Origin of the sequence: Bacillus cereus ATCC 14579, assembly GCF_000007825.1 — a bacterium.
Lineage (GTDB): Bacteria > Bacillota > Bacilli > Bacillales > Bacillaceae_G > Bacillus_A > Bacillus_A cereus.
In genome coordinates this window covers 4,929,253-4,954,693 of sequence record NC_004722.1, presented here as the reverse complement: position 1 = coordinate 4,954,693, position 25,441 = coordinate 4,929,253, and the positions used below count along the sequence as shown (strand labels likewise).

Here is a 25,441-nt window from a genome sequence, read left to right as displayed (position 1 = left end):
TTATTCAACTATTTGCAGATAGTAAAAGCCGAACATTCATAGACGTTTTATAATAAAATGTAATTTTTTAAAGAAAAGTGCGGATATGAGTTGTGATTTGTGTTAGAATGGAAAATGCCTTTGAAATAAGAGGTTTTATGATCTTTCCTATCCAATTGAAGATTTTGGAGGAGAAATGGAAAGTTCGGATTATTTCTTGTTTTGAATGGTCAGACGTTCAACGTTAATGAAGAGTTAAATGGAGGATTTTATTAATGAAGTTTGTTATGTTCCTTGTAGGATTACTCGTTGTATTTGTACTCGGTTTTCTTATAAGTGCCGATCGAAAGAAGATTAAGTATAAACCAATCGCAATTATGCTTATTATTCAGCTAGCATTATCTTATTTCTTATTAAATACGCAAGTTGGTTATATTTTAGTAAAAGGAATTTCAGATGGATTTGGCGCACTTCTTGGATATGCGGAAGCTGGAATCGTTTTCGTATTTGGTGGTCTTGTTAATAAAGGAGAGGTTTCATTCTTCTTAACAGCGTTATTACCAATCGTATTCTTTGCGGTTTTAATCGGAATTCTGCAACACTTTAAAATTTTACCGATATTTATTCGTGCTATTGGTACGTTGTTAAGTAAAGTAAATGGTCTAGGAAAACTAGAATCATATAACGCAGTAGCAGCTGCCATTGTTGGACAAGCAGAAGTATTTATTACAGTAAAAGATCAATTAAGTAAAATCCCAAAACATCGTTTATATACATTATGTGCATCTTCTATGTCGACAGTGTCGATGTCAATCGTTGGTTCTTATATGAAAATGATCGAACCGAAATATGTAGTAACAGCACTTGTATTAAATTTATTTAGTGGTTTCATTATCATTCATATTATTAATCCATATGAAGTAAAAGAAGAAGACGATATTTTAGAATTACAAGAAGACAAGAAACAAACATTCTTTGAAATGTTAGGCGAATATATTATGCTTGGTTTCTCAATCGCTGTAACAGTAGCGGCGATGTTAATCGGTTTCGTGGCATTAATTACAGCAATTAATGGTGTATTCGATTCAATTTTCGGAATCACATTCCAAAGCATTTTAGGATATATCTTCTCACCATTAGCATTCGTAATGGGTATTCCAACATCAGAGATGTTACAAGCAGGACAAATTATGGCAACAAAATTAGTAACGAACGAATTCGTTGCAATGCTTGATCTTGGTAAAGTAGCTGGTGATTTATCAGCTCGTACAGTAGGTATTTTATCTATCTTCCTTGTATCATTTGCGAACTTCTCATCTATCGGAATTATCGCAGGTGCAACGAAGAGTATCGATGGCAAACAAGCAAACGTTGTATCATCATTCGGTTTAAAACTTGTATACGGGGCAACGTTAGTAAGTATATTATCAGCGATTATCGTTGGGGTTATGCTTTAATAAATTAAGAAAAGCAATGAGCGTAGGCTCATTGCTTTTTTTGTTTAACTTGCTTTATCCAAGTCTCTTTTAAAACGTGGTTTCTCTAAATAAGTTCCCAGTCTCCACACATATTCCACTGGCCCCATTCGGTATTTCTGGAGCCAATAGGTGCTAACGAATAATTGAATCGTATAAATTCCGATGGTTAAAAGAATACCGAAGAAATAGCCGATTTTCCCGTATAAGCCAAATCCATATGCGTAAAAAATGGTTGTTGCGATAATAGATTGCGCTAAGTAATTACTAACGGACATTTTCCCCATGTTCGCCATGTATGTTAGTAGACGGGTTGCTTTTTTGTAATGGAATAATAAAATGATTGTGCTTCCGTAAAAGAAGGTCATAGTTACTGGTGTAAGGCCATCTTGTAACATAATTAAAACCGGGTGTTTTATGAACATAGCTAAGATTTTAATTGTAAAAGAGAAGAGACCGGTGGCAAACCATATTTTTTTGACAGCAGGTATATGTTTACTGACCTCAAATAGCCAGCCTTTTTTCCCTACATACATTCCGAGTAGGAACAGTGGAGACATGAAAATTATTGCGAAAACTGATATGAAAAATAATCCGAATGCACCGTCAATTCCCATGTAATCAAAAGGATTTTCAGTCAATCTAAAGTTGACGTGATCCATATAGCTTCCAGTTTGATGGACTTTATGTTCTTTTTCAGTATAAGGTGCGAAATCATTTATATTTGTAGATGGATCAGTTTGATAAGACATAAGTGTAATAAGTGCGAGTAGAATAATCGCCCAAATAAGCAAAGTTTTCGGTTTTCGATTGATGAATATCATTAAAAAAATCCCGATTATTCCGTATGCAAATAAAATATCTCCCTCCCAAACAAAAGTGCCGTGAATGTAGCCGAGTAGTAAAAGAATGATAATACGTCTTATGTATGTGGGGAAGAATTTTTTTCCTTTTGCGATAATACTTTTTTGTAACAAAATAATGCTAAGCCCAAATAGAAAAGAAAATAGGGATATAAAGTTATGTGTGCCGAAAAATTGAATAAACCAATTAGCACCTTTATCAAGATCGCCAAATAGATAAGTTGGTTTTTCACTGGTGAAGAACCCAAATTGAATTAATGTCATATTGACTAGTAAAATGCCAAACAAAGCGAAACCACGAATTGCATCAACAGCTTCTACACGTTGATTCATTTTTCCTCTCCTCGTATATTCGTTTTTATATTGAAAATAATACCATTTTATATCTGGCACTATGTCAAATATGAGGAAATTTAAGGAGATTTTAAGATAGAGAGCAAACAAAAAAATCACCTTAATACATGTATTAAGGTGATTGAAATATTACTCAGCTGGAGGCGTAAATGTACGTTTCTCTAATTCAGCATCTAGCATAAACAGTGCGTTTGAATCGCTTGTAATACGTTTTAATTTTTGAATGATGCTATCGAATGAAGCTTCTTCTTCAACTTGTTCGTCAACGAACCATTTTAAGAATGTAATTGTTGCATGTTCACGCTCGTCCCAAGCGATATCAGATAAGTTGTAAATACGTTTCGTTACTTCACGCTCGTGCTCAAGTGCGACTTCAAAAGCGTTTAATACAGATTCGTATTCGTTATTCGGATTATCAAATCCAGTAATAATAGCGCGCTCTCCGCGGTCATTAATATAGTTGTAAAGCTTCATTGCGTGGAAACGTTCTTCTTCAGCTTGTACAAGGAAAAAGTTAGCGAATCCATCATAGCTCTCAGCTGTACAGTAAGCAGCCATTGCCATATAAGCATGGGCAGAGTAAAATTCAAAGTTCATTTGTTCATTTAATGCGTCGTGCAATTTTTTTGATAACATAAAATCCCCCTTAGTATTGTGACAAGAATATTATACCATAATTGATAATATTCTCATTTAGATACTTCGAACCTTTTTGAAAGCTTTGCGACGTGTGCGTCCATAATGTCTTGTAAGTCTAAATCATATTTTTGCGAAAGAATAATAAGGTTAGATAGTACATCGCCAAGTTCTTCTTTTAGTTCTTGTTTTAGCTCTTCTTCTGTTTTCGCATCTTCATCAGGGCGATCGCGGCCAATTTCAATAGCACGAACGACTCGTGAAACTTCCCCAACTTCCTCGGTTAAGAAATTTAAGCGAATAAAGGCATTATACTGTGACCAGCTTCGTTTTTCGTAAAATTCCTCAACCCATCTTTGAAATGCAACGATATCCATTTCTTCCTCATCTCCTCAATATGTTGTACAATGTCAATTGTATCATAACAATATATAGTTTCGGGGTGTAGGGATGAGAAAGATTTGTGTGTTTGCAGGTTCTAATTTAGGGGAGAGACCAGAATTCAAAGAGCAGGCAATTCAGTTAGGTAAAATGTTTGTTGAGAACGAGTATGAGCTTGTATACGGTGGTTCATGTGTTGGATTAATGGGAGAAGTAGCAAACGAAGTTCTTCGTTTAGGTGGACGTGTAACAGGTGTTATGCCGCGCGGTCTATTCCGAGGAGAAATTGTGCATACAGGATTAACAGAATTAATTGAAGTAGAGACGATGCATGAACGTAAAGCGAAAATGGCAGAGCTTGCGGATGCTTTTATTGCGCTTCCAGGCGGATACGGAACGTTTGAAGAACTATTTGAAGTTGTATGTTGGTCACAAATTGGTATACATAATAAGCCGGTTGGTTTATTAAACATAAAAGGTTTTTACGGACCAATTTTGCAAATGGTTGAACGTGCAGCAGAAGAAGGATTTATGAATTCATCAAATAAAGAATTGATCGTTTCAGCTGAGACAGCAGATAAACTAATTCATGCAATCCAAAATTATGAGCGTCCTGTTTTGGGAACGAAGTGGAAGCAACTATCATAGCAAATACGGAAACACATGTCGTTTTAATTTAAGATGGCATGTGTTTTTAATTTGGTTAAATATGTTAATGTTTAGATGTAATGTTTTGGGGAAAGGAGAGATAGATGGAGGAGTTCGTATATTTACGTCCGGTTTTTAAAAGTATTTTAGCAGCGTCTATTCTTGTTATGCTAATTGTTTTGAGACAGAAGAAAGAGTTGATTAATGAATTTTCGCTTTGGTTTATCTCGGTATTGTGTATCGGTGTTTCAGCGATAACGTTGTTTATGTCCGGATTTATCGTTGATGAGTATAATCTAGGTGGAGATCCACAATCGTTTTGTATGTTTATTGTGATTGGTTGTATTAGTGGTCTGAATTTCATTATTTATTACAGAAGGCAATAAAAGAGGCATTCCATATTACTTTGGAATGCCTTTATCATTTTGATTGCTTTGTTTTTTATACAGGTACCAGCCACCCCAGCCGCCACCAATTGCTACGACAACGAGGAAAGCATAGTCCTTAACCTCGACACGTATATTGAAAATATTAGCTATAAGTAAGAGAATCCCAACGGTTATTAACGCAAAAAATGCTCTAATTAAGTAGTCTTTCAACTGAACCACTCCCGTCATTTAAGTAGTAAATGATGAATTTGGAAAAGCTAAAGGGTGTTTCCTATATTTTAACATAGATGAGATTGTAATATATTGATAAAAGTAGGGGAGAGGGGCGCTGATATTGTCGTGATTTGTCGGCAAATTGATATCCTTTGTCAAATCGTTGATATATTGCGGGTAATGATCGATATAATGAAAAAATCGTTGATATATTGCGAGTTATGATCGATATATTTGAAAAATCGTTGATATAATTTCGTGTACCGTTAAGTGCGACCATTACATAAAAAAGCGACTCTGAACGAGCCGCTTCCGCTTTTAATGATATCCAGCTCCAGCGGCTAGAACAGTCGGTTGTTTCACTCCTTCATTCGAGGCAAAAAGCGCCTCGTAATCAGGAGTTCCAACACCCTCCTGTTCTGAGCGAGCCGCTTCCGCTTTAAAGTAATATCCAACTCCAGCGGCTAGAATCTCCGGTCATTTCGCTCTCTCGCTTGAAGCAAAAAGCGCTTCAAGGTCGAGAGCTCCAATGCCCTGCGATTCTGAGCGAGCCGCTTCCGCTTTTAATTATTATTGATTCAAGAACGCACGTAGCATCCAAGCGTGTTTTTCTAGTTCTGTGTAGATGCCTAGTAGTAGGTCAGATGTCATTTCATCGTCAGAGTCTTGAGCGATTTCCATGCCTTTTTTCAGTTCGATTAGCATCATTTCGTAGTCTTTCATGATTGCTTCGACCATCCCTTCTGCAGTTTCTCCGTATGCTGCTTCTTGAATAGAAGATAGTTCTAAGTATTCTTTCATTGTTGCTACTGGTTTGCCGCCAATTGCTAAAATACGTTCTGCAATTTCATCAATGTGAGTAGCTGATTCTGTGTAAAGTTCTTCGAATTTCTCGTGTAATGTGAAGAATTGAGGTCCTTTTACGTACCAATGGAAGTTGTGAAGTTTTGTGAATAAAACGCTCCAGTCTGCTACTTGTTTGTTTAATACTTCGATTACTTGTTTGTTCATTATGATCAATCTCCTTTTGAGTTGTTATGTGATATCAATTACTAATTTATAATCATTATAATCTAGTAATCTCTATAAATCAACCCTTTTGCTGGAATTAATTTGAACAAATTATGAACTGTTGTAAATAAAAGGCCCTATTACGGTGAAGTAATAGGGCCTTTGTTTGAGATATGGCTCTTGTTCTAAACGAGCCGCTTGTGCTTTTAGTGATATCCAGCTCCGGTGACTAGACCAGTCGGTCATTTCGCTCTCTCGCTCGAAGCAAAAAGCGCTTCAAGGTCGAGAGCTTGAAGTGTCCTGCGGTTCTGAATGAGCCGCTTCCGCTTTAAATGATATCCAGCTCCAGCGGCTAGAACAGTCGGTTGTTTCAATCCTTCATTCGAGGCAAAAAGCGCCTCGTAATCAGGAGTTCCAACACCCTCCTGTTCTGAACGAGCCACTTCGCTTTTATTTGTTAAACGGCCTTTTGTTTTTCTTCTACATCCTGCCCATCCCAGCACTCTGTATTTTTTAAGCCAGGGATAGAGTTTGCAACGAAGACAGGATCTTTTCCTTGTTTCTTTTGCTTCAAATAGTCTACTAATGCAGCGTAAGCAAATTTGCTAAGGAATGAGATGGCAATTAAGTTTGTGAATACCATTAGTCCCATGAATAAATCAGCTAAACTCCAAACTGTTTTAAGAGCAGCGATTGATCCGAAGAATACCATTCCGACAACTGCAACACGATAAATCATTAACCATGTTTTACTTTCTTTAATGAATGCGATATTTGTTTCACCATAATAGTAGTTTCCTAGAAGTGAACTGAAAGCGAATAGGAAAATAATAATCGCTAAGAAAGTGCTTGCCCACGGTCCAATTTGTGAACTTAATGCGTTTTGTGTTAATTCGATACCTTCTAAATTTGATCCTTTGTAAAGTCCAGAACATAATACGATAAATGCTGTTGATGTACATACTAAGAATGTATCTACGAAAACGCCTAATGCTTGAACAAGCCCTTGTTTTACAGGGTGAGATACATCAGATGTTGCGGCTGCATTAGGAGAGCTACCCATTCCTGCTTCCGTAGCGAATAAACCGCGCTGAATTCCGAACTTGATTGCTGCTCCAATACCACCAGCGATGGCTTGGTCTAAACCGAATGCACCGTTAAAGATTTCCATGAAAATGCTTGGTAACATACTGAAGTTGTTAATAACGACAAAAATAGCCACGCCGATATAAACGATTGCCATTGGCGGAACAATCATTTCTGTAATACGTGAAATGCTCTTAATGCCACCAAAAATAATAACTGCAACTAATAAGGCTAATAGAGCTCCTACGATTGTTCGCTCTAGTCCAAAAGCATTTTCAAACGCTATTGTTACTGTATTTGCTTGCACTGAATTGAAAATTAATCCGTACGCAACTGTAATAAGAAGTGAAAACCAGACGCCCATCCAGCGTTTGTTTAACCCTTTTTCCATGTAATATGCTGGTCCACCACGGAACCTACTTCCATCTTTTACTTTATAAATTTGCGCAAGTGTACATTCTACAAAACTAGTAGCTGCTCCGATAATTGCGATAAACCACATCCAAAATATTGCGCCAGGTCCACCCATTGAAATTGCTAATGCTACACCAGCTAAGTTTCCGATACCGATACGTGCTGCTGCACTTAAGCAAAATGCTTGGAATGGTGAGATGCTATCTTTCTTTTTTTCTTTTCGATTAAACCCTTTACTAATTAAGCTGACCATCTCACTGAAATGAGTAATTTGGACAAATTTTAATTTAAAAGAGAAGTAAAGACCGAAGCCGATTAGCATTGCAATAAGAATATATGACCATAAAATATTATTCGTTACCTCAAGGAATCTGCTAAAGATATCAACCATATAATACACTTCCTTTTTTTCGTAATAAGAAAATTATATGCAAAAAATATACGAGAATCAATTTTTCTAAAAAATTATGTTACTTAAATCATTTTTGTGTTATGATTATGTTACATCGTAATATTTTTAGAATTATTTACATTTTAAAAAACTAAATTTAAAGCGAGAAGGTGGGGATAATTTGAAAGAAAATTCTTTATGGAAAGTAAGCCTTGAGAGTTTGAAAATGAGAAGTAATATATTTTTTATCATTACATCTTTAAGTATCTTTTTAGGGTCCACTTATTATTACAATAAAAGATTTCCAAATCACAAATATCCTGAGTGGTTAGAATTTCTAAAGTTGATTGGATGAATAAAAGACAGAAAAACAGAAAATTAAAATAAATAAGTTATGGAGGAGCTAAAAATGAATATTAGAGAAAGTGAACTTCCAGGTATTGGTTATAAGTTTCAAATCGTTACGAAAGGTAACGAAAAGATGGTAATTGTCATTCATGATGATGGTCGTAGAGAAATGTATCATTTTGATTCAGATCATGAAGAAAGCATCTCAAGTATTTCGTTACGTGACTCAGAGGCGAGACAAATCGCTGCAATATTAGGTGGAATGGTATATAAGCCTAGGGCGTTAGAAAATGTTGAGATGGTTTTTGAAGGTTTAGCGATTGAGTGGTTCAAAGTGGAGAATACAGCTCCAGCAATCGGAAAAACAATTGGCGATCTTGAAATAAGAAAAACATATAGCGTAACAATAATCGCGGTTATGAAGAAGAACATGAAGAAGTTATTTAATCCAGGACCAGAAACAGTAATTGAAGAAGGAGATATGCTTGTAGTTTCAGGTGAGAGAGAAGAAATTAAAAAAATCATTAATGAATTACTTTCAAATAGGGGGGACTGATTAGATGGATACGTTAATTTTTGAAGTTGGTACAGCTTTAGTTTTAGTGGCAATTGCAGCAGTAATTGCTGGAAAATTTAAATTCTCAGTAATTCCTTTTCTAATCGTTCTTGGAATGTTAGTAGGACCGCATGCACCGACAATAGGTGTTATCGATCTCAAATTTATTGAAAGTGCAAGTGTAATTTCCTTCCTTGGACGGATTGGGGTTCTATTCCTTCTATTCTATCTAGGATTAGAATTTTCAATGAAAAAACTAATTAAATCTGGACGCTCTATTGCGATTGGCGGAACGATTTATATTTTAATTAACTTTTCACTTGGTTTGTTATACGGATTTATAATGGGATTCCCATTACTAGAAATCTTAATTATTGCGGGTATTATTACGATTTCTTCTAGTGCTATCGTTGCTAAAGTGTTAGTGGACTTAAGAAGAACTGGTAATAATGAAACCGAATTAATTTTAGGAATTATTATGTTTGAAGATATATTCCTTGCTGTATATTTATCAGTTGTTTCTGGTTTAGTACTTGGAGATCACGCTTCCTTCTTAGGTGCCCTTACTTCAATTGGAATTGCTTTAGGATATATGCTTCTATTCTTTATAGTAGCTAGAAAGGCTACGCCGTTATTAAATAAATTGCTCAATATTAGCTCAGATGAAATCTTTATTATTGTAGTATTTGCTTCATTATTCTTCATTGCTGGTTTTTCAGAAACAATTCACGTTGCAGAAGCAATTGGAGCACTTCTTCTAGGATTAGTTTTCTCTGAGACAGAGCATAGTGACCGAATTGAACATCTTGTTGTTCCATTTAGAGACTTTTTCGGAGCTATTTTCTTCTTCAGCTTCGGGTTAAGTATTGATCCGTTCTCATTAGGCGGAGCGATATGGTTAACGTTAGGTGCTGTCCTTCTTACGATAATCGGTAACTTTGTAGCAGGAATGATTGCAGGAAGACAAGCTGGATTATCTCATAAAGCATCAACAAATATCGGATTAACAATCGTTTCAAGAGGAGAGTTCTCCATCATTATGGCTAATATCGGTATCGCCGGTGGTTTAATGTCAGTACTGAAACCATTCTCAGCACTATACGTGCTTATACTATCCATTTTAGGCCCACTTTTGACAAAAGAGTCGAGGAATGTATATAAATTCTTAAATAAAATCTTTAAGTGGGATACGAAGACTAACTAAACTAAATTTTAAAAAATAAAAGTACAAGATATTTCCTGCTTGTACTTTCATTTTTGTAATGAAAACAGTAAAGAGAGGTACATGATGTTAGGAGAGTTGATCCATTCGGTTTTAGTTTTTTTAGAAGGACTTGGTTATTGGGGAATTATGCTTGGATTAATGCTAGAGGTTATTCCAAGTGAAATCGTATTGTCTTATGCAGGTTATTTAGTATCAACAGGAAGCATTACATTTTGGGGCGCTGTCGCGTTCGGTACAATTGGTGGTGTAATTGCACAACTATTCATTTATTGGATTGGTCGATATGGAGGAAGACCTGTTCTTGAGCGATATGGAAAATATATTTTAATTCAGAAGAAACATATTGATTATGCTGAAGATTGGTTTAATCGTTATGGAACTGGCGTTATCTTTACCGCACGTTTTATTCCGGTTGTGCGTCATGCTATTTCGATACCAGCGGGTATTGCGAAAATGTCACATGCTAAGTTTATTACGCTAACTACATTAGCTGTTATTCCGTGGTCAATTGTGTTTGTATATTTAGGTTTTAAATTAGGAACAGAGTGGGAAAGTATTAATAAAGTTGCGGGGCCATATGTGAAATACTTTGCACTTGCTGCTATTGTTTGTGCAATTGGTTATTTTGTATTAAAAAAAATGATGAAAAAAAAGTGATTACAGAAAAGGAATCTATGTCGACGTAGATTCCTTTTTTATTGGCATTTTTTCAAGGATGAAAGAATACGTTTAATATTTACCATATTGTGGCATACATATAGAAAAAGGGTGCTTGGAAAGGGGAATAAAGAGAAATGGAACTCCAGTTTCAAAATGTATATCAACAGGTAGAGAATTGGTATGTGTTGGATTCGGAGCTTCCTTGGGATGTCAAAAAGTTGAGAGAGGATGTGTTTTCTCTTATTGGAGTATGTAAAACGCCCGTTATTTTTTGTGATACGTGTGATGCAAATGATGTGCTTCTATCATTAGGGGAAGAGGAAGAAGAGTTCCTATTCCCAGTAGGTGGTTTTTATCATAAAGAAAAGCAGTTAATTTTCGTTTGTATGTGGGAAGAGTATGATCAAGTTCTCAAAACGCTACTGCATGAATTCCGCCATGCGATGCAGCATAAGAGAGATATATTGTATGTGGGAAGTGAACGGTACGAAGAGCGGTGGATTGAAAAAGATGCGAGGAAGTTCGCGGAGAGGAAATTAGATGAATATAAGAGTAGAAAGTTAATGTACAGCATAGTGGAGAAATAGCGCTGTGCTTTTTGTACTTATTAAAAATAAGTATTTGACTTTTATTAAGTTTAGTTCTAAACTAATGATATGAAACAAGCGAGGTGATGAAATGAAAACAGAAGATAGACTAGGGCTACTATTATGGTTTCGTTTGTCACGCTTTTATAGTAAGAGTATTCGTGAGACGAATCAGCATTTGAAAAAATGGAATATATCTGCCGCCCAGTTTGATGTGTTAGCTCAAGTTGGAGGACATAATCGTTTAACGCAGCAAGAACTTGGAAATAAGCTATTTGTTACGAAAGGAAATGTAACGCAGCTTTTAAATAAAATGGAGCAGCTTGAGTGGATTTTGCGTGAACAAGAGGGTACTACGAAATATATTTCTTTAACAGAAAAGGGAAGAGCTTTATATGAGGAAATCGTCCCACCTCAAGAAACGTTCCAAGCAGAGAAGTTTCATAATTTAAACATAGAGGAACAAAAGCAATTATTAACACTATTAAAAAAGTTACAGTAAGAAACAATTTTAAAATAAATCTCGAATTCGAGATAGTATGAGGTGAAGGATATGTTTAGAAAAGTTGATCATAAAAATATGGGCAGAGCAAATCATGGTTGGTTAAATACACATTTTCATTTTTCTTTTGCCAATTACTACAATCCAAATAACATGAACTTCGGAGCGTTACGTGTTATTAATGATGATCTAGTAGCGGCGCAAACTGGTTTTGATATGCATCCGCACCGTGATATGGAGATTATTTCTTACGTTGTAGATGGTGCTTTAACACATGAAGACAGCATGGGAAATCGCGGAACAATTGAGCGTGGACATGTTCAATATATGAGTGCTGGCACGGGTGTATTTCATAGCGAGCATAATTTAGGCGATGAAACGCTGCGTTTATTACAAATTTGGATTTTACCAGACCGCGCAGATCATAAACCAAACTATGGTGAGTTTAAATTTGATTGGAGCAAGCGTGAAGATGAATGGTTCCATATGGTATCTTCAGTAGAAGGAAATGCACCAATTCAAATTCACCAAGATGCGAATTTATATTCTTTATCATTAGAGGCTGGAAAAGAAATTCATTTTCCAGTGAAAGAAGGCCGTCAATTGTACCTTGTACAAATTGAAGGAAGCAGTGTAATAAATGGTGAAACGTTTGTTATGCGGGATGCAGCAGAATCTGTAGAAGAAGATATTCACATTCAAGCGAAAGAGCAATCACACTATTTAGCAATTGAATTGAAAAAACAATAAAAGGTTTATAGAAAAGAGGACATCCGATAGATGTCCTCTTTTTTTGATTAGAATTGTCTGAAAAATGTTTCTCAAATTTTAGGTAGAGGTATCAGCTGGGAAAATAAGAATTGTATAAAAGTGTCAAAAATCTTTATGGGAATGGGGAATGTTATAGTGAAAAAGCAAGTCATTTCATCAGCATTAGCGTTAACTGTTATCGCCGGGGGATTTGGAGCGTTTGGGGCAACGACAACGAAAGCGGAAGAACAAAAAATTCAATATCATCAAGAATTTAAAACACCTGCATACATAGGTGAAGAATGGAAAGCACCGGAAGGACTAGATAAAAAAGAGACAGTCTTTCAATACTTAGAGAGTAAGAAAGATATGTTTAAATTAGCAGGAAATATTGAAAAGCATTTTAATATCGTTGGGGAAGAAAAAGACGCTGAATCTGATACGACACATGTGAAGCTAGTTGAGAAACATAATAACATTCCTGTGTACGGTTCTGATCAAACTGTTACACTTGATAAAGAGAATAATGTAAAAGCATTCTTCGGACAAGTTATTCCGAATTTAGATGATAAAAATATTCCTGCAGCTGCAAGCATTACTGCGGAACAAGCAGAAACAATTGCAAAGGCAGATATTGAGAAAGAAATTGGTAAAGTAAAGAGTTATGATGGTGTGAAAAAAGATTTATTTGTATATGAAAAAGACGGTAATTACTACCTTGCATACTTAGTTAAGGCATCGATTTCAAAACCAGCTCCAGGGTATTGGCATTATTTTGTTGATGCAACGAATGGAAATGTTATTGAGAAATATAACGCTGTAGATAACATTACTGGATTTGGTTACGGAGTATTAGGTGCTAGACAATCATTTGAAATTGCTCAAGATACGAAAACAGGCCAATTCAACTTGTTTGATGGTAAACGAGGACAAGGTGTTCATACATTTGATGCAGAAAATATGGACGAGAACTGGTTTAATTTATTCTCACAATGGCTTGGATATACAGGAGAAGAAGTTGAAAGTAAATCTAAGTTCTTCGAAGATAAAGCTGCAGTTGATGCGCATGTAAATGCAGGAAAAGTATATGATTACTACAAAAAGACATTTAATCGTAACTCTTTCGATGATAAAGGTGCGAAACTTATTTCAACTGTTCACGTAGGGGAGAGCTGGAATAACGCAGCTTGGAATGGTGTGCAAATGATGTACGGTGATGGCGATGGAAAAACGTTCATTCCATTATCTGCTGGACTTGATGTTATCGGTCACGAATTAACGCATGCTGTAACTGAACATACAGCAAACCTTGTTTACAAAAATGAGTCAGGGGCGTTAAATGAATCGTTATCTGATATTATGGGTGTTATGGTTGAGAAGAAGAGCTGGGATTTAGGTGCTGATATTTATACACCTGATAAACCTGGTGATGCACTTCGCTCTCTTAAAGACCCAGCGTCTATTCCAAATCCATTAAAACCAAGTGAAGGTTACCCAGATCACTATAGTAAACGTTATACTGGAACAGCTGATAATGGCGGTGTTCATATTAACAGCAGTATTAACAATAAAGCTGCATATTTAGTATCTGAAGGCGGAGATCATTACGGCGTGAAAGTAACTGGAGTGGGCCGTGAAGCGACAGAAAAAATTTACTACCGTGCTCTTACGAAATATTTAACTGCAAACTCTGACTTCAAAATGATGCGTCAAGCTGCTCTTCAGTCAGCTGAAGATTTATATGGTAAAAACTCTAAAGCTGTACAAGCTGTAACGAAAGCTTATGATGCAGTAGGTGTAAAATAATAAGAGAAAAGACCTGACATCCTAGTCAGGTCTTTTCTTTATCCCGCTATCCGCAAATGATGAAATTTCCACTTTATTTAGTCGCGAATGCCTAATGCGATTTTCGCCATACGTGACATACGTTCTTTCGACCACGGTGGATTCCAAACGACATTTACTTCTATTTCATTAACTTCAGGTACGTTCGTTGATAATACTTTTTTAACGTCTGATACGATTTGCCCAGCCATTGGACAACCGATAGAAGTCATAGTCATCGTAATGACAGCATTATTATTTTCATCTGCTGTAACATCATAAACTAATCCAAGATTAACGATATCAACACCTAGTTCAGGGTCAATAACAGCCTCTAAATTGGCAAGTAATTTATTTTCAAATGCTTCTTGTGACATAAGCAGCCCCTCCTACACTTTAATGATATCGATTCTCATTATAACGGAAATGAGCATAATGTGCAGGAAATGAGCTCAAAAAAATATCCCTCTTTCAAAGAAGGGATATTTTTTGAACATCTATTCTGTTTTAAAATGAGATACGAGTTGATCTAACTCTTCAACTGTTTGTTTCATTTTTCTAGCAGTTACTGTCATTTCATTCATAACAATAACTTTCTGTTCAGCAGATTGTGCCGTTGCGGCAGTTTCGCTCGATACTTCAGTAGAGATAGAAGCGATGTTATTAAGTGAAGCGTTCATTTCTTCAGCACTTGCAGCCATTTCTTCAGCAGTTGCTGATATATCTTGCATTTGAGTAGATACTTTATTTACTTGTTCTACAATTGTTGAGAAAGAAGTACCAGCTTCACGAATAACATTAATGCCTTCAAATGCTTCAGAACGGCCTTGAGACATCATAGAGCTAGCAGTTTCTGTATCATTTTGAATTTGATGTAGTAATTGATTAATGTCTGTTGCAGCTGTTTTAGATTGTTCAGCAAGTTTTCGAACTTCGTCAGCTACGACAGCAAATCCTTTTCCTTGCTCACCAGCACGAGCTGCCTCAATAGAAGCATTTAAAGCAAGTAAGTTTGTTTGCTCAGCAATATTAGAAATAGATTGTACAGCAGTATCAATATATTTCGTATGAGTGATTAGACGTTCAACCACTTCTGACGTAGCATTTACAGCTTCGTGTATTGTTGTCATTTGTGAAACAGATTTTTGGATAACGGTACTGCCATCGCTAGCATGTTCAGATGTGGCAACAGCAAGTTCCGCTACAGATGAAGCAGATTCAGCAATGCGCTGAACACTTACTGCCATATCATCCATTGCAGTTGAACTTTCTTCCATACTAGAAGTTTGTGATTGAATACTTGCATTTAAGTTGGACATCGAGCTTTGGACTCTTAATGTCGCCTCACGTGATGTATTCGTTTTTTCTAGCATATTTTCAGAAGCGGTTTGTACTTCCACTGATGTTTTTTGAACACGATTAATAATATGTTGTAGGTTTTCTAACATTTTATTAAATGATGTTGCGATAGCACCTATTTCATCGTTGCTATTTACTTGTAGACGTGCCGTTAAGTCACCTTCTTGAGAGGCCAATTCTTTTAGTTTCGTGTCAATTTGTTGAATTGGTTTCACCAGTTTACCAGAGAACCACCATGCAAGAATAATTGCAACGATAATACATACAACAAGTGATAAGAAAATAACATATTCGATTAAGAGTGCAGATTGATCAATTTTTTCAATAGATTGTTCACGTAATTTAGCTTGTTCATTACTGTAATTTGTGAAGTCACCAATTACTTTATAGACCGTTCCGTTTTCTGAAGAAGCTACTTGTAAAGCTTCTTCCCATTTTTGTTCTTTTGCAAGAGTGAATACTTTTTCTTCAATGAACTTTCTCCAAGTAGACCCTAATTCCATTGTGCTTTTTACGGACGAAGAAAGATTTGGATTAGAAAGAAGTTTATCTTTTGAATCCTCAAGACGTTTACTCATCTCATTAAACTTGTCTAATTCGACTTGATCATGTTGTAGTAAATAACCTCTTAAAGCAGAGAGCTGTACTTGATAAGCGTCTCCACGCTCTTTCAATTCTGTTGCCAGTGGAGAAATTTCTTTTTGTAATGTTTCAGCTTTACGAGATTGGTCGATAGCAAAAAATAAAATAAATGCTAAGGCGACACCAAATAAAGCGCAAATCGTTCCCATCATGAACATAAGTTTTTTTCTGATACTTACAAAATTCATATAATTAAAAGCCTCCTTTGTGAAATCTTAGTATTAGAATTAATAAATGTAAAAAATTGAAAGAAAGCTTTACTCCAGTTGGAATAAAGCTTTCTTATTTCCTTTAGGAATTATAGCAGACGGAATGAGAGATAGAAAGAGATATTTTAAAGTGAAAAAAGAGAGACTGTAAAACTTTCATTCCTATACCTTTGAGCTCGTGTCATTTTCACTTTAAGCGTTTGTTTTGAAATGAGAGACGAGAACTTCAAGTTCTTGTACGATTGTTTTCATTTCAGATGATTTGTTAGCCACGATACTCATTTTGTTTACTTGATCACCAGCCGAATGCGCTGTTTGTGATGTTTCTGCAGCAACTTCGTTTGAAATAGAAGCGATATTATTTAAAGCTGCGTTCATTTCTTCAGAGCTTGCAGCCATCTCTTCAGCAGTTGCAGACATTTCTTGCATTTGTGTAGAGACTTTGTTAATGTGGTTAACAATTTCTGAGAATGAAGATCCGGCGGTACGAATAACCGTAATTCCTTCAGAAGCTTCTGCTTGACCTTGTGTCATCATATCATTTGCTATTTTTGTATCAGCTTGAATTTGATGAAGTAAATGGTTAATGTCAGTTGCGGCTAGTTGAGATTGTTCAGCAAGTTTTCGAACTTCATCGGCAACAACAGCGAATCCTTTGCCGTGTTCACCAGCACGAGCTGCTTCAATAGAAGCATTTAAAGCGAGCAAATTTGTTTGGTCGGCGATATTTGAAATAGATTGAAGTGCAGTATCTATATGATTTGTATGTGTAATGAGCCGCTCAACTACTTGTGATGTAGCGTTAACAGCTTCGTAGAGTGTATGCATTTGTGTAATAGATTTCTCAATGACTTTATTCCCATCATCTGCTTTTTATGAAGTTGTGACAGCTAAACTAGTAACAGAAGAGGCGGACTCAGCGATACGCTGAACACTCGTTGCCATGTCATCCATTGCGGTTGAACTTTCTTCAATGCTAGAAACTTGTGAACGAATGTTGTGTTCAAGAGCATTCATAGTTTCTTGGGTTCTTGCGGTATTTTCCATAGAAGCGGTTGTTTCGATAAATACATTTTCGGAAGCTTCTTTTACACTTGTTGATGTTTGTTGAACTTGTTTTATTATATGCTGTAAGTTAGTGAGCATTTGATTAAAGGAATTTGCAATGTCACCAATTTCATCTTTACTTGTTACGTGTAATCTAGCCGTTAAATCTCCGTCTTGAGAAGCTAATTCTTTTAACTTCTCATCAATTTGTCGAATTGGTTTAACGAGTTTACCAGAGAACCACCATGCTAATAAGATAGACGTTAATGTACATGTAATAAGTGAGAAGAAAATAATATATTGAATAAGTGATGAAGAAGACTCGACATCAGCAATTAATGCGTCACGTTTCTCATTCTCTTCATTTGTATATTTATTAAAACGACCTAAAAGATCATTTACATAATCTGTTTGTGATAAAGCAATTTTGGATGCTTCGTCCCATTTTCCTTCAAGCGCAAGAGGTAGTACCTCATTATCTATGACGCTACGCCATTTTCCACCCATTAAAATAGCTTCTTTCATTCCTTCTGGGAGCTTCTTGTCACTTGTTACTTTCTCTCTAGTATCAGCTAATTTTTTCCCTTCTCGATTGAACTTATCTAATCCTTTTTGATCATGTGATAGCAAATATTCTTGTAAACCAGCAACTTGTGCTTGGAACCAATCGCCACGTTCTTTTAAAATCGTCGCTCTTTTTGATACATCATTTTTTAACGTTTCGATTTCACTTGCTTGATTCATGGCGAATGAAAGAATAACAATAAGAGCAATACTAAATAAAGAAGAAATGCTTAAGAGTGTGAACAGTAGTTTTTTTCGAATACTAACATATTTCATCGTTACCCCTACCCTCATTTAAACTGTTTATTATGATTTATAGATATTTAAAACAAAATTAATAAAAACATTATTATGAAGTTATTAATCTGTTCAATGAAAATTATAGCAGATAATGGAAGGAGTCAGATTAGTATTAGAAAAAGTTCTTAAAATGTATACATTTGCATATCATAAAATTCATAAATAAATATTAGAAATGCTATTGAAATTTGAAATGACATCATGTATACTTCTAATTAGTTGATAACGATTATCAGTATCAACTAAAAACATTACTCTTCGTTATGTCGGTCATACCCCTTTTTGACGACGTAAGTCAGAGACGAAATGTTGAAATATCTTGTGTCCTATTCTACAGAATTATGGTAATCTCCAACCTCAACTTATATGCGTGAGCATGCAAAAAGGATCCTATCCGTGAAGGGATCCTTTTTTGCATGCTGTCGCAATTATTGTATATAGACCAGGGATACGTTCTTCGATTCCTTCTGGTGCAGTAGAAGGAAAGACCCATCTTTGATGAGATCCATGTTCTTCAACTAGTTTTTCGATTTTAAAACGTTCTTCCGCAAGTGTTGTAATGATTTCTCCTAGCGTCCAGCGACGGATGGTTGTTTTAGGTAGCGATTCTTTCTGTGCTTCTGTAAGAAGGATGCTATAAGCAACATCATCTTCAATTAATTCTTCATCGAAATAATTTCCATTGGCCTGAAATGATGGGTGGTCGACTCCTAATAATTTTGTGTAAACAGGATGATAGTCACGAAGTATAAGCATTCCATCTCGCTTAAGTAAAGTAGCAATTTTTTGAAAGAGTGGTTTTAAATCTAGAAAGTAATGGAGTACACCAAGTTCCAGCAATACGATATCAAATGATTCGGAGAGCTGCACATTTAATACATCAGAAACGACATACTGGATAGAGACACCTGCTGCGTCCGCAAGTTCATTTGCATATTTTGCATTACTTGCTGAAATATCAACAACTGTTACGTCAGAGCCTAAAAGGGCAAGTGCGACAGCTTTATTTCCTTTTGAGCCGAGTAAGTTAATAATACGTTTTCCTTTTGGAGATTGTATGTAAGGTAAATAATGTGCTACTTCGCGTGTGGGATCTTCCATAATTTTTTTTGCATAATCCTCTGGCGCCCCATGGCGATTCGTCCAAGCTTCATAAGCAGCTGTATTCCAGCTTTTTTCATTTATAGTGCTTAGTTGTTTTTGGTTCAATGTTATCACTCCTTTTGTGAACGTATAGGTATTCGGCGGGAGGATGGGATTTCCTTTTCGTTCTGGATAAAAGTTTGATTTTTCTGTGATTAAGTCGTACAATACTTGTTATACGTAAAAGCGTTGAAAAGGAAAAGTAGGATGAACACATTCTTTCCAGAGAGCTTCGGTAGCTGAGAAGAAGCAAGAATATTCATTTGAACAATGGCCTTTGAGCTTCGTCCTGAACTTATCAAATGATAATAGTAGGCGGCGACGAGAGTTGGTACTCGTTATCAAAACCACAGTATAAGAGCATAGAGCTCCGTACTTGTTAAGGCTAATTATGTGAGTAATTGGCGAAATAAGGTGGTACCGCGACTGTTTATACAGCCCCGCCCTTATCTTTTTTAAGATAGGGGTGGGGCTTTTTATATTTTAAAGGAGGAATGTAAGATGAGTATTTTTATTGGGGGCGCTTGGCCGTATGCGAATGGTTCATTACATCTTGGCCATATTGCGAGTTTATTACCTGGAGATATTTTAGCACGTTATTACCGGTCAAAAGGTGAGAATGTGTTGTATGTTTCGGGGAGTGATTGTAATGGAACACCGATTGCAATTAGGGCAAAACAAGAAGGTGTGACAGCGAAGGAAATTGCTGATCAGTATCATGAAGAGTTCCAGCGATGTTTTCGTAGCCTTGGTTTTACTTATGATTGCTATACACGTACAGATAGTGAGCACCATCATGAAACGGTTCAAAATGTTTTTTTACGTTTATTAGAAGAAGGACATATTTATAAAAAAATAGTGGAACAAGCGTATTGTGAAACGTGTACGCAGTTTTTACCGGATCGTTATGTAGAAGGAATATGTCCACATTGCCATGAAGCAGCAAGAGGAGATCAATGCGATGCGTGTTCTGCTATTTTAGATCCACTCGATTTGTTAGAAAAGAAATGTAAGTTATGTGGTAGTACACCATCCGTACAGGAAACAGAGCATTTCTATTTCGCATTGCATACATTTCAGGAGCAAATTAAAAGGGCTGTAGAAATTGCCAAACAAACAGGGACATGGCGCGACAATGCGATTCAACTAACAGAGAGATATGTAAAGGAAGGATTACTAGATAGGGCCGTATCACGTGATTTACCAATTGGAGTACCAATTCCAGTAGAAGGGTATGAAGATAAGAAAATTTACGTATGGATTGAAGCAGTGACAGGCTATTATTCAGCGAGTAAACATTGGGCTGAAGAAACAGGGAAAGATGATCAAGAGTTTTGGGATAGCGAAGCGAAAACATATTATGTGCACGGAAAGGATAATATTCCGTTTCATTCCGTCATTTGGCCAGCGGTATTACTTGGAATAGGGGAGGAAGCAATCCCGCGTCATATCGTTTCGAATGAATATTTAACAGTTGAAAAAAGAAAATTATCTACAAGTAAAAATTGGGCAGTATGGGTGCCTGACATATTAGAACGCTATGATCCAGATTCTATTCGTTACTTTTTAACCGTCAACGCACCAGAAAATCGCGATACTGATTTTTCATGGCGGGAATTTATTTACAGTCATAATAGTGAATTATTAGGTGCATACGGGAACTTTGTGAACCGGACATTAAAGTTTATCGAAAAATATTATGGTGGTATCGTGCCGAAGCGAAGTATTGAGGTAGAGCTGAAAGATAAAGTAGAAGGATTATATAAACATGTAGGAGAGGCGATTGAGCAAACTAAATTTAAGGTGGCGCTAGAAACAATATTTGATGCAGTACGTTTTGCAAATAAATACTTTGATGAAAAGCAGCCTTGGAAACAAAGAGAAGATGATCCAGTTTCATGTGAAGAAACGATTTATAACTGTGTGTATCTTATCGCTAATTTTGCAAATCTCCTTGAACCGTTTTTACCATTTTCAAGTGAAAGGGTTAGAAACACATTGTCGATTGTGAAACGAAATTGGGAACCGCAAAATACGTTGCCAAGTAGAATTGATAGCGTACAGCCATTATTTGAGCGAATCGATGTAAAACAAATTGAGCATGAGATAGAGAAGCTGTATGGAGCAGTAAAATGAGATAGAGAAAAAGACCTTTCAAGTAAATGAAAGGTCTTTTGTTATGCAGTATGATTCTCTTTCTTATCTTTCAAAAAGAAAAGTACAGCAAGGATTACAAGAATAATAGCTGCAATATCATACGTTATTTTAAATGTAGTATTAAAGTTTAAGTACTCTACGAAAGGAGTTTTCACTGCTCCTGCATATATACAAACGGGAATGAGAAGTAAATCGTAAAATTTCTTTTCTTTCATATATCTTATTAGGAAGAAGATACACATAATAGCAAAAAATACGATGCTTAAAATAGTCATTTATACCTCCAGATAAATTTACTTATTTTAATTGCAGTTATATCTTTTATATAAATTCTGTATTTTTTCAAGCGCTATGCACGCGATTTTGTTTCCTTTCTTTCCTAGCCGTAAGCAGCTGAGGAATGAAGATCCCAACCAATATGAAAATAATTCCAATCCACTGCATGAACGTTACGACTTCATGTACAAGTGTAATAGAAGCAATAATAGCAGTTGGTAATTCAGCTGCACCTAATATCGTACCAAGCCCTGTTCCAACCTTTGGTACACCGATTGAAAAACAAATGACAGGTACAACAACGCCGAATAATCCGAGGAAGAAAGCATATTTCCATAGACCGGCTTGCAAAGCACCGTCTGTTAAAAAGGTTGGCGGAAAGAATAGGCATACGATAAGAGTAGCGCTTGTTGTCATAAGGAAGCTTTTCGTATAAGGCGGAACATCCGTAGCGACGCGCCCGCTTGCAAAAACATAGAATGAAAAAGAGACTGCAGCTAATAGTCCAAAGATAATCCCTTTCGTAGAAAAACTTTGTCCGAGGCCTTCAAATACACCACCTGCAAACAATGTACCAGCAAATAAAATAAGGATAGATATGATCTTATCGCGGCTTGGAAATGTTCGATTTGCAATCGCTTCGATAATGACACCAATCCAAGTGAACTGAAAGAGTAGGACGACAGCGATAGATGCGGGTAGTTCTTCTACAGAAATAGCGTAGAAAATCCCAGTCATACTCATTGTTGTTCCGACGGTTAGTAATGAAAAGAATTGTTTTTTTGTTACTTTATGACGTGAAAAGAAAAGAACGAGTAGAAATAGTCCAATCCATCCGAAGACATATTGTCCTCCTAATAGTTGATGTGCTGAAAATCCATTTATGAATCCGAGTTTGAAAATAGTTGAAAGTATGCCATAGCTGCAAGCACCGAATAAAACGAGCAATGAATATTTAAACTTCTCCATAAAAAATCCTCCTTTTAAGTAATAAAAAACGCCCGCTATCCAAATAAGGATAACGGGCGAACGAAACAGAGTAAGACACTCTACAAAATTCCGCCACTCATACGAAGTATGAATTTGGGGTATGAAATTGTAGTAGGTTTTTACATTGCTTTTGGGAATACAATAGAACATTTTACACCTTGAGGCGTGTTTTGTATCCCATAAGGAAATTGATGTTTATCTAATATTTGTTTCACGATATATAATCCAAGACCACTACCTTGTACTAAACCGTGTTTATCAGGGTTTGCGCGATAGAAAGGCTCAAATAAATGAGCAAGTTTATCTTCATCAATTTGTGAACCTGTATTTAATACTTCTAATGCGTAACCATTTGGTTTTTCATAAAGCTTTATATATACGTGCTGATGGTCAATTGTATAATGAATTGCATTTGAAATAATGTTAAAAATAGCAGTTTGAATAAATTTAGGATCAGCTAAAATTTGTACGTCGTGTTTAATATTAGATTGTACATTTAATTGTTTTACAGATACAAAGTAATCTACTTTCTTCATAACATCCTCAATAATATTAGATAAAGAAATGACTTCTAAATTAGGTTTAAATTGAGGGTTTTGTATTTTGGATAATTCCGACATTTTTTCCGTTAATATGTTAATGTCTTGCATCATCTCGTAGGAACGTTTCAAATACTTATCTCTATCTTTATAAGCTCCAATTCCATGAATCATGCCATCTAGTTGTCCCATAACGGCTGCGATTGGTGTTTTTAATTCATGGGATAGCATAGACATAAATTCTTTACGAGATTGTTCTAATTGTTGTTCCTTCTTGAGCTCGTTTCTTAAATCTTGATTGCTTGCATGTAAATTCTTCACAATGTTTGGTACTTGTGAAGCAGCTACTTGCAAATTAAAATCTGTTTGATCTGCATTTTTGTTAAGTAGCTTTTTATCTGAGAAATCAAGATTCATAATATCTTTTAAAGCATCGCTCATATATTGAAAAGGTTTGGCAATTAGTTTTGTATAAATTAAAGATCCGAGTAGTGATAATGCAAGCATTGTCGCGCCAATATGTGGAGCTAATTGCTGCAACGCATCTGCTAACTTTGGATTATCATTTGTATCATTTGTTTTACTTGCTGCATTTTGTGTATGTAAGGCATCATTATTAGCGGCTTTCTTTTCTGCTTCTGTAGGCGGATTAGAAGTGCTATTTTTCCCCGAAAGATTTTGTGTATGTTCTTTTGCCTTTACAGTTTGGCTAGGCTGCAAAAGGTGATTGATAGCTGTAGAAAGAGATTTATAATCTATAATAGAAGATTGGAAATTAGAAATGCTCCCCTCTGACACAGCTTTATTTTGCTTCGTTTTACTTTCGTCGTTTTGCTTATCTGAATTCGCCTGTTCTGTAGTCGGCGTTCCATTTTCTTTCGCAAAACGTTCTTTATCGTAGTTTGAAGCTAGAAAGTAAATAATTTGATAAAGACAAAGTGATAAAAGAATACAAAATAATAAGGTTTTGATGAAAATATTTTTGGTGATGTTGTCTTTGCTACGATTCGATTTTGTAGCCAATGCCTTTCACCGTTTTAATATAAGGAATTCCTAATTTTTTTCTTAAGTTTTTAATATGTGTATCTATAACTCTTACATCACCATAATGTTCATAGCCCCATACCTTATTCAACAAATCACTTCTTGATAATACTTTTCCTCGATTTTGCAGTAAAGTATAAATAATTTCAAATTCTTTTGTTGTCAATTCAATTTGATTACCATGAACATAAGCTGCATATGCTGTAGAGTTTAACATCAATTCATGGAATTGTAGTATAGTTGCAGCTTCTGCTTCCTTCGTTGCTGCCCTTCTTAATACAGCCTCTACACGCTTAATAAATACAGTATAATGGAACGGTTTCGTAATATAGTCATCAATACCTAACTCAAATCCTTTAATTTCACTTTCTTCATTATGTAAGCCTGTTAACATAATGATTGGTACATCAGATTGTCCTCGCATAATTTTACAAATACTATAGCCATCTATATCTGGTAACATTACATCGAGGAGGACAAGATCGTATGAATTTTTTTGGAAAAGAAGAATACCTTCTGTTCCAGCACCAACTACATCAACTGTAAAGTTTTGTGCCATTAGAAATTCACGAATAAGTTCTTGTATATCTGGGTTGTCTTCAATCACCAGTATATGCGTCATAGTAACACCTCCTAAATAACGCTTTTTACTGCAATATTCGAATTCATCATTTTTCGAGTGACTCAGATTGTTTATACATATAATAAGCCCCCGCTATAAAATAATCATGAAGGTAGCAAGGGGAATAGTTTAGTGTTACTGAATAGTTCAGAATTACAGTAGTTCTATTATAGTATGTATTATAAAATTTATAAAACATTATAACTGTATAATTTTAATATCTACGTTTATCAATGTTTAAATATTAGCTAATCAAA

The 25,441-nt window shown here is 35.7% G+C and carries 26 protein-coding genes and 1 other annotated feature; of the genes, 11 read left to right on the top strand and 15 right to left on the bottom strand.

Annotated elements, in window-relative coordinates; translation table 11 throughout:
* Positions 1 to 254: 254 nt before the first annotated feature.
* Complete coding sequence (locus BC_RS25195) at positions 255 to 1,436, top strand: NupC/NupG family nucleoside CNT transporter (protein WP_000673842.1); 1,182 nt, start codon at positions 255 to 257, stop codon at positions 1,434 to 1,436.
* Between the two features lie 44 nt (positions 1,437 to 1,480).
* On the opposite strand, the gene BC_RS25190 is transcribed toward BC_RS25195, so the two are convergent.
* The 3 genes from BC_RS25190 to BC_RS25180 form a co-directional block, all read right to left on the bottom strand.
* The gene (locus tag BC_RS25190; protein ID WP_001076347.1) at positions 1,481 to 2,650 is read right to left on the bottom strand and encodes a DUF418 domain-containing protein; all 1,170 of its coding nucleotides are present in this window, start codon (positions 2,648 to 2,650) and stop codon (positions 1,481 to 1,483) included.
* Positions 2,651 to 2,800: 150 nt separating this feature from the next.
* Positions 2,801 to 3,307 carry a ferritin gene (locus BC_RS25185; RefSeq protein ID WP_000949403.1) on the bottom strand — a complete coding sequence of 169 codons (507 nt, stop codon included), beginning with the start codon at positions 3,305 to 3,307 and terminating at the stop codon, positions 2,801 to 2,803.
* 53 nt (positions 3,308 to 3,360) lie between these two features.
* Positions 3,361 to 3,684: a MazG nucleotide pyrophosphohydrolase domain-containing protein gene (locus tag BC_RS25180; RefSeq protein WP_000355744.1), complete on the bottom strand. Its 324-nt coding sequence runs from the start codon at positions 3,682 to 3,684 to the stop codon at positions 3,361 to 3,363.
* An 88-nt stretch (positions 3,685 to 3,772) separates the two neighbouring features.
* On the opposite strand from BC_RS25180, the gene BC_RS25175 reads away from it, so the two are divergent.
* Positions 3,773 to 4,336, top strand: a complete 564-nt coding sequence (locus BC_RS25175; RefSeq protein WP_002026558.1) for a TIGR00730 family Rossman fold protein — start codon at positions 3,773 to 3,775, stop codon at positions 4,334 to 4,336.
* A gap of 104 nt (positions 4,337 to 4,440) precedes the next feature.
* Positions 4,441 to 4,722, top strand: a complete 282-nt coding sequence (locus tag BC_RS25170) for a hypothetical protein (protein WP_000390911.1) — start codon at positions 4,441 to 4,443, stop codon at positions 4,720 to 4,722.
* Positions 4,723 to 4,737: 15 nt separating this feature from the next.
* Here the strand turns inward: BC_RS25170 and BC_RS25165 are convergent, their stop codons facing one another.
* The 3 genes from BC_RS25165 to BC_RS25155 all read right to left on the bottom strand — a co-directional run bounded on the left by BC_RS25165 (position 4,738) and on the right by BC_RS25155 (position 7,840).
* Positions 4,738 to 4,935 (bottom strand): hypothetical protein, encoded by a 198-nt coding sequence (locus BC_RS25165; protein ID WP_000656312.1) that lies wholly within the window; start codon positions 4,933 to 4,935, stop codon positions 4,738 to 4,740.
* A 573-nt stretch (positions 4,936 to 5,508) separates the two neighbouring features.
* Complete coding sequence (locus BC_RS25160) at positions 5,509 to 5,949, bottom strand: Dps family protein (RefSeq protein WP_001041894.1); 441 nt, start codon at positions 5,947 to 5,949, stop codon at positions 5,509 to 5,511.
* Positions 5,950 to 6,406: 457 nt separating this feature from the next.
* The gene (locus BC_RS25155) at positions 6,407 to 7,840 is read right to left on the bottom strand and encodes an alanine/glycine:cation symporter family protein (RefSeq protein WP_000227591.1); all 1,434 of its coding nucleotides are present in this window, start codon (positions 7,838 to 7,840) and stop codon (positions 6,407 to 6,409) included.
* Positions 7,841 to 8,249: 409 nt separating this feature from the next.
* Between BC_RS25155 and BC_RS25145 the strand changes: the two genes are divergently transcribed.
* The 7 genes from BC_RS25145 to nprB all read left to right on the top strand — a co-directional run bounded on the left by BC_RS25145 (position 8,250) and on the right by nprB (position 14,274).
* Positions 8,250 to 8,744, top strand: coding sequence for a cation:proton antiporter regulatory subunit (locus tag BC_RS25145; RefSeq protein ID WP_001026075.1), 495 nt, complete (start codon positions 8,250 to 8,252; stop codon positions 8,742 to 8,744).
* 4 nt (positions 8,745 to 8,748) lie between these two features.
* A complete protein-coding gene (locus BC_RS25140; RefSeq protein WP_000380225.1) occupies positions 8,749 to 9,948 on the top strand; it encodes a cation:proton antiporter in 1,200 nt (399 codons plus the stop codon).
* Positions 9,949 to 10,032: 84 nt separating this feature from the next.
* On the top strand, positions 10,033 to 10,626 hold the full coding sequence (locus tag BC_RS25135; RefSeq protein WP_000900214.1) for a DedA family protein: 594 nt from the start codon (positions 10,033 to 10,035) through the stop codon (positions 10,624 to 10,626).
* A gap of 137 nt (positions 10,627 to 10,763) precedes the next feature.
* A complete protein-coding gene (locus BC_RS25130; protein ID WP_000422808.1) occupies positions 10,764 to 11,216 on the top strand; it encodes a DUF3920 family protein in 453 nt (150 codons plus the stop codon).
* Between the two features lie 91 nt (positions 11,217 to 11,307).
* Positions 11,308 to 11,718: a MarR family winged helix-turn-helix transcriptional regulator gene (locus BC_RS25125; RefSeq protein ID WP_000845489.1), complete on the top strand. Its 411-nt coding sequence runs from the start codon at positions 11,308 to 11,310 to the stop codon at positions 11,716 to 11,718.
* A 51-nt stretch (positions 11,719 to 11,769) separates the two neighbouring features.
* Positions 11,770 to 12,468: a pirin family protein gene (locus BC_RS25120; protein WP_000488927.1), complete on the top strand. Its 699-nt coding sequence runs from the start codon at positions 11,770 to 11,772 to the stop codon at positions 12,466 to 12,468.
* A gap of 156 nt (positions 12,469 to 12,624) precedes the next feature.
* Positions 12,625 to 14,274 (top strand): neutral protease NprB, encoded by a 1,650-nt coding sequence (gene nprB, locus BC_RS25115; RefSeq protein WP_000745123.1) that lies wholly within the window; start codon positions 12,625 to 12,627, stop codon positions 14,272 to 14,274.
* A 77-nt stretch (positions 14,275 to 14,351) separates the two neighbouring features.
* Here nprB and BC_RS25110 read toward each other — a convergent pair whose 3' ends face one another.
* From BC_RS25110 to BC_RS25095, 5 genes are all read right to left on the bottom strand, one after another.
* Positions 14,352 to 14,669 carry a metal-sulfur cluster assembly factor gene (locus BC_RS25110; protein WP_000076422.1) on the bottom strand — a complete coding sequence of 106 codons (318 nt, stop codon included), beginning with the start codon at positions 14,667 to 14,669 and terminating at the stop codon, positions 14,352 to 14,354.
* A 120-nt stretch (positions 14,670 to 14,789) separates the two neighbouring features.
* Complete coding sequence (locus BC_RS25105) at positions 14,790 to 16,481, bottom strand: methyl-accepting chemotaxis protein (RefSeq protein WP_001012209.1); 1,692 nt, start codon at positions 16,479 to 16,481, stop codon at positions 14,790 to 14,792.
* A gap of 213 nt (positions 16,482 to 16,694) precedes the next feature.
* On the bottom strand, positions 16,695 to 17,330 hold the full coding sequence (locus BC_RS28495) for a methyl-accepting chemotaxis protein (protein WP_000557312.1): 636 nt from the start codon (positions 17,328 to 17,330) through the stop codon (positions 16,695 to 16,697).
* A gap of 45 nt (positions 17,331 to 17,375) precedes the next feature.
* Positions 17,376 to 18,389, bottom strand: coding sequence for a HAMP domain-containing protein (locus BC_RS28490; RefSeq protein WP_000878435.1), 1,014 nt, complete (start codon positions 18,387 to 18,389; stop codon positions 17,376 to 17,378).
* 414 nt (positions 18,390 to 18,803) lie between these two features.
* The gene (locus BC_RS25095) at positions 18,804 to 19,622 is read right to left on the bottom strand and encodes a class I SAM-dependent methyltransferase (RefSeq protein ID WP_001072260.1); all 819 of its coding nucleotides are present in this window, start codon (positions 19,620 to 19,622) and stop codon (positions 18,804 to 18,806) included.
* A gap of 114 nt (positions 19,623 to 19,736) precedes the next feature.
* Positions 19,737 to 20,007, top strand: a binding site (T-box leader).
* A 50-nt stretch (positions 20,008 to 20,057) separates the two neighbouring features.
* On the opposite strand from BC_RS25095, the gene metG reads away from it, so the two are divergent.
* Positions 20,058 to 21,692, top strand: coding sequence for a methionine--tRNA ligase (gene metG, locus BC_RS25090; RefSeq protein ID WP_000021600.1), 1,635 nt, complete (start codon positions 20,058 to 20,060; stop codon positions 21,690 to 21,692).
* Between the two features lie 41 nt (positions 21,693 to 21,733).
* Here metG and BC_RS25085 read toward each other — a convergent pair whose 3' ends face one another.
* The 4 genes from BC_RS25085 to BC_RS25070 all read right to left on the bottom strand — a co-directional run bounded on the left by BC_RS25085 (position 21,734) and on the right by BC_RS25070 (position 25,184).
* Positions 21,734 to 21,988, bottom strand: coding sequence for a hypothetical protein (locus tag BC_RS25085; protein WP_000154129.1), 255 nt, complete (start codon positions 21,986 to 21,988; stop codon positions 21,734 to 21,736).
* 67 nt (positions 21,989 to 22,055) lie between these two features.
* Positions 22,056 to 22,958 carry an EamA family transporter gene (locus BC_RS25080; RefSeq protein WP_000410481.1) on the bottom strand — a complete coding sequence of 301 codons (903 nt, stop codon included), beginning with the start codon at positions 22,956 to 22,958 and terminating at the stop codon, positions 22,056 to 22,058.
* A gap of 140 nt (positions 22,959 to 23,098) precedes the next feature.
* Positions 23,099 to 24,541: a sensor histidine kinase gene (locus BC_RS25075; RefSeq protein WP_000201964.1), complete on the bottom strand. Its 1,443-nt coding sequence runs from the start codon at positions 24,539 to 24,541 to the stop codon at positions 23,099 to 23,101.
* Positions 24,519 to 25,184 carry a response regulator transcription factor gene (locus BC_RS25070; protein ID WP_000148833.1) on the bottom strand — a complete coding sequence of 222 codons (666 nt, stop codon included), beginning with the start codon at positions 25,182 to 25,184 and terminating at the stop codon, positions 24,519 to 24,521. The genes BC_RS25075 and BC_RS25070 overlap by 23 nt, the downstream gene beginning before the upstream one ends.
* Between the last annotated feature and the right edge of the window lie 257 nt (positions 25,185 to 25,441).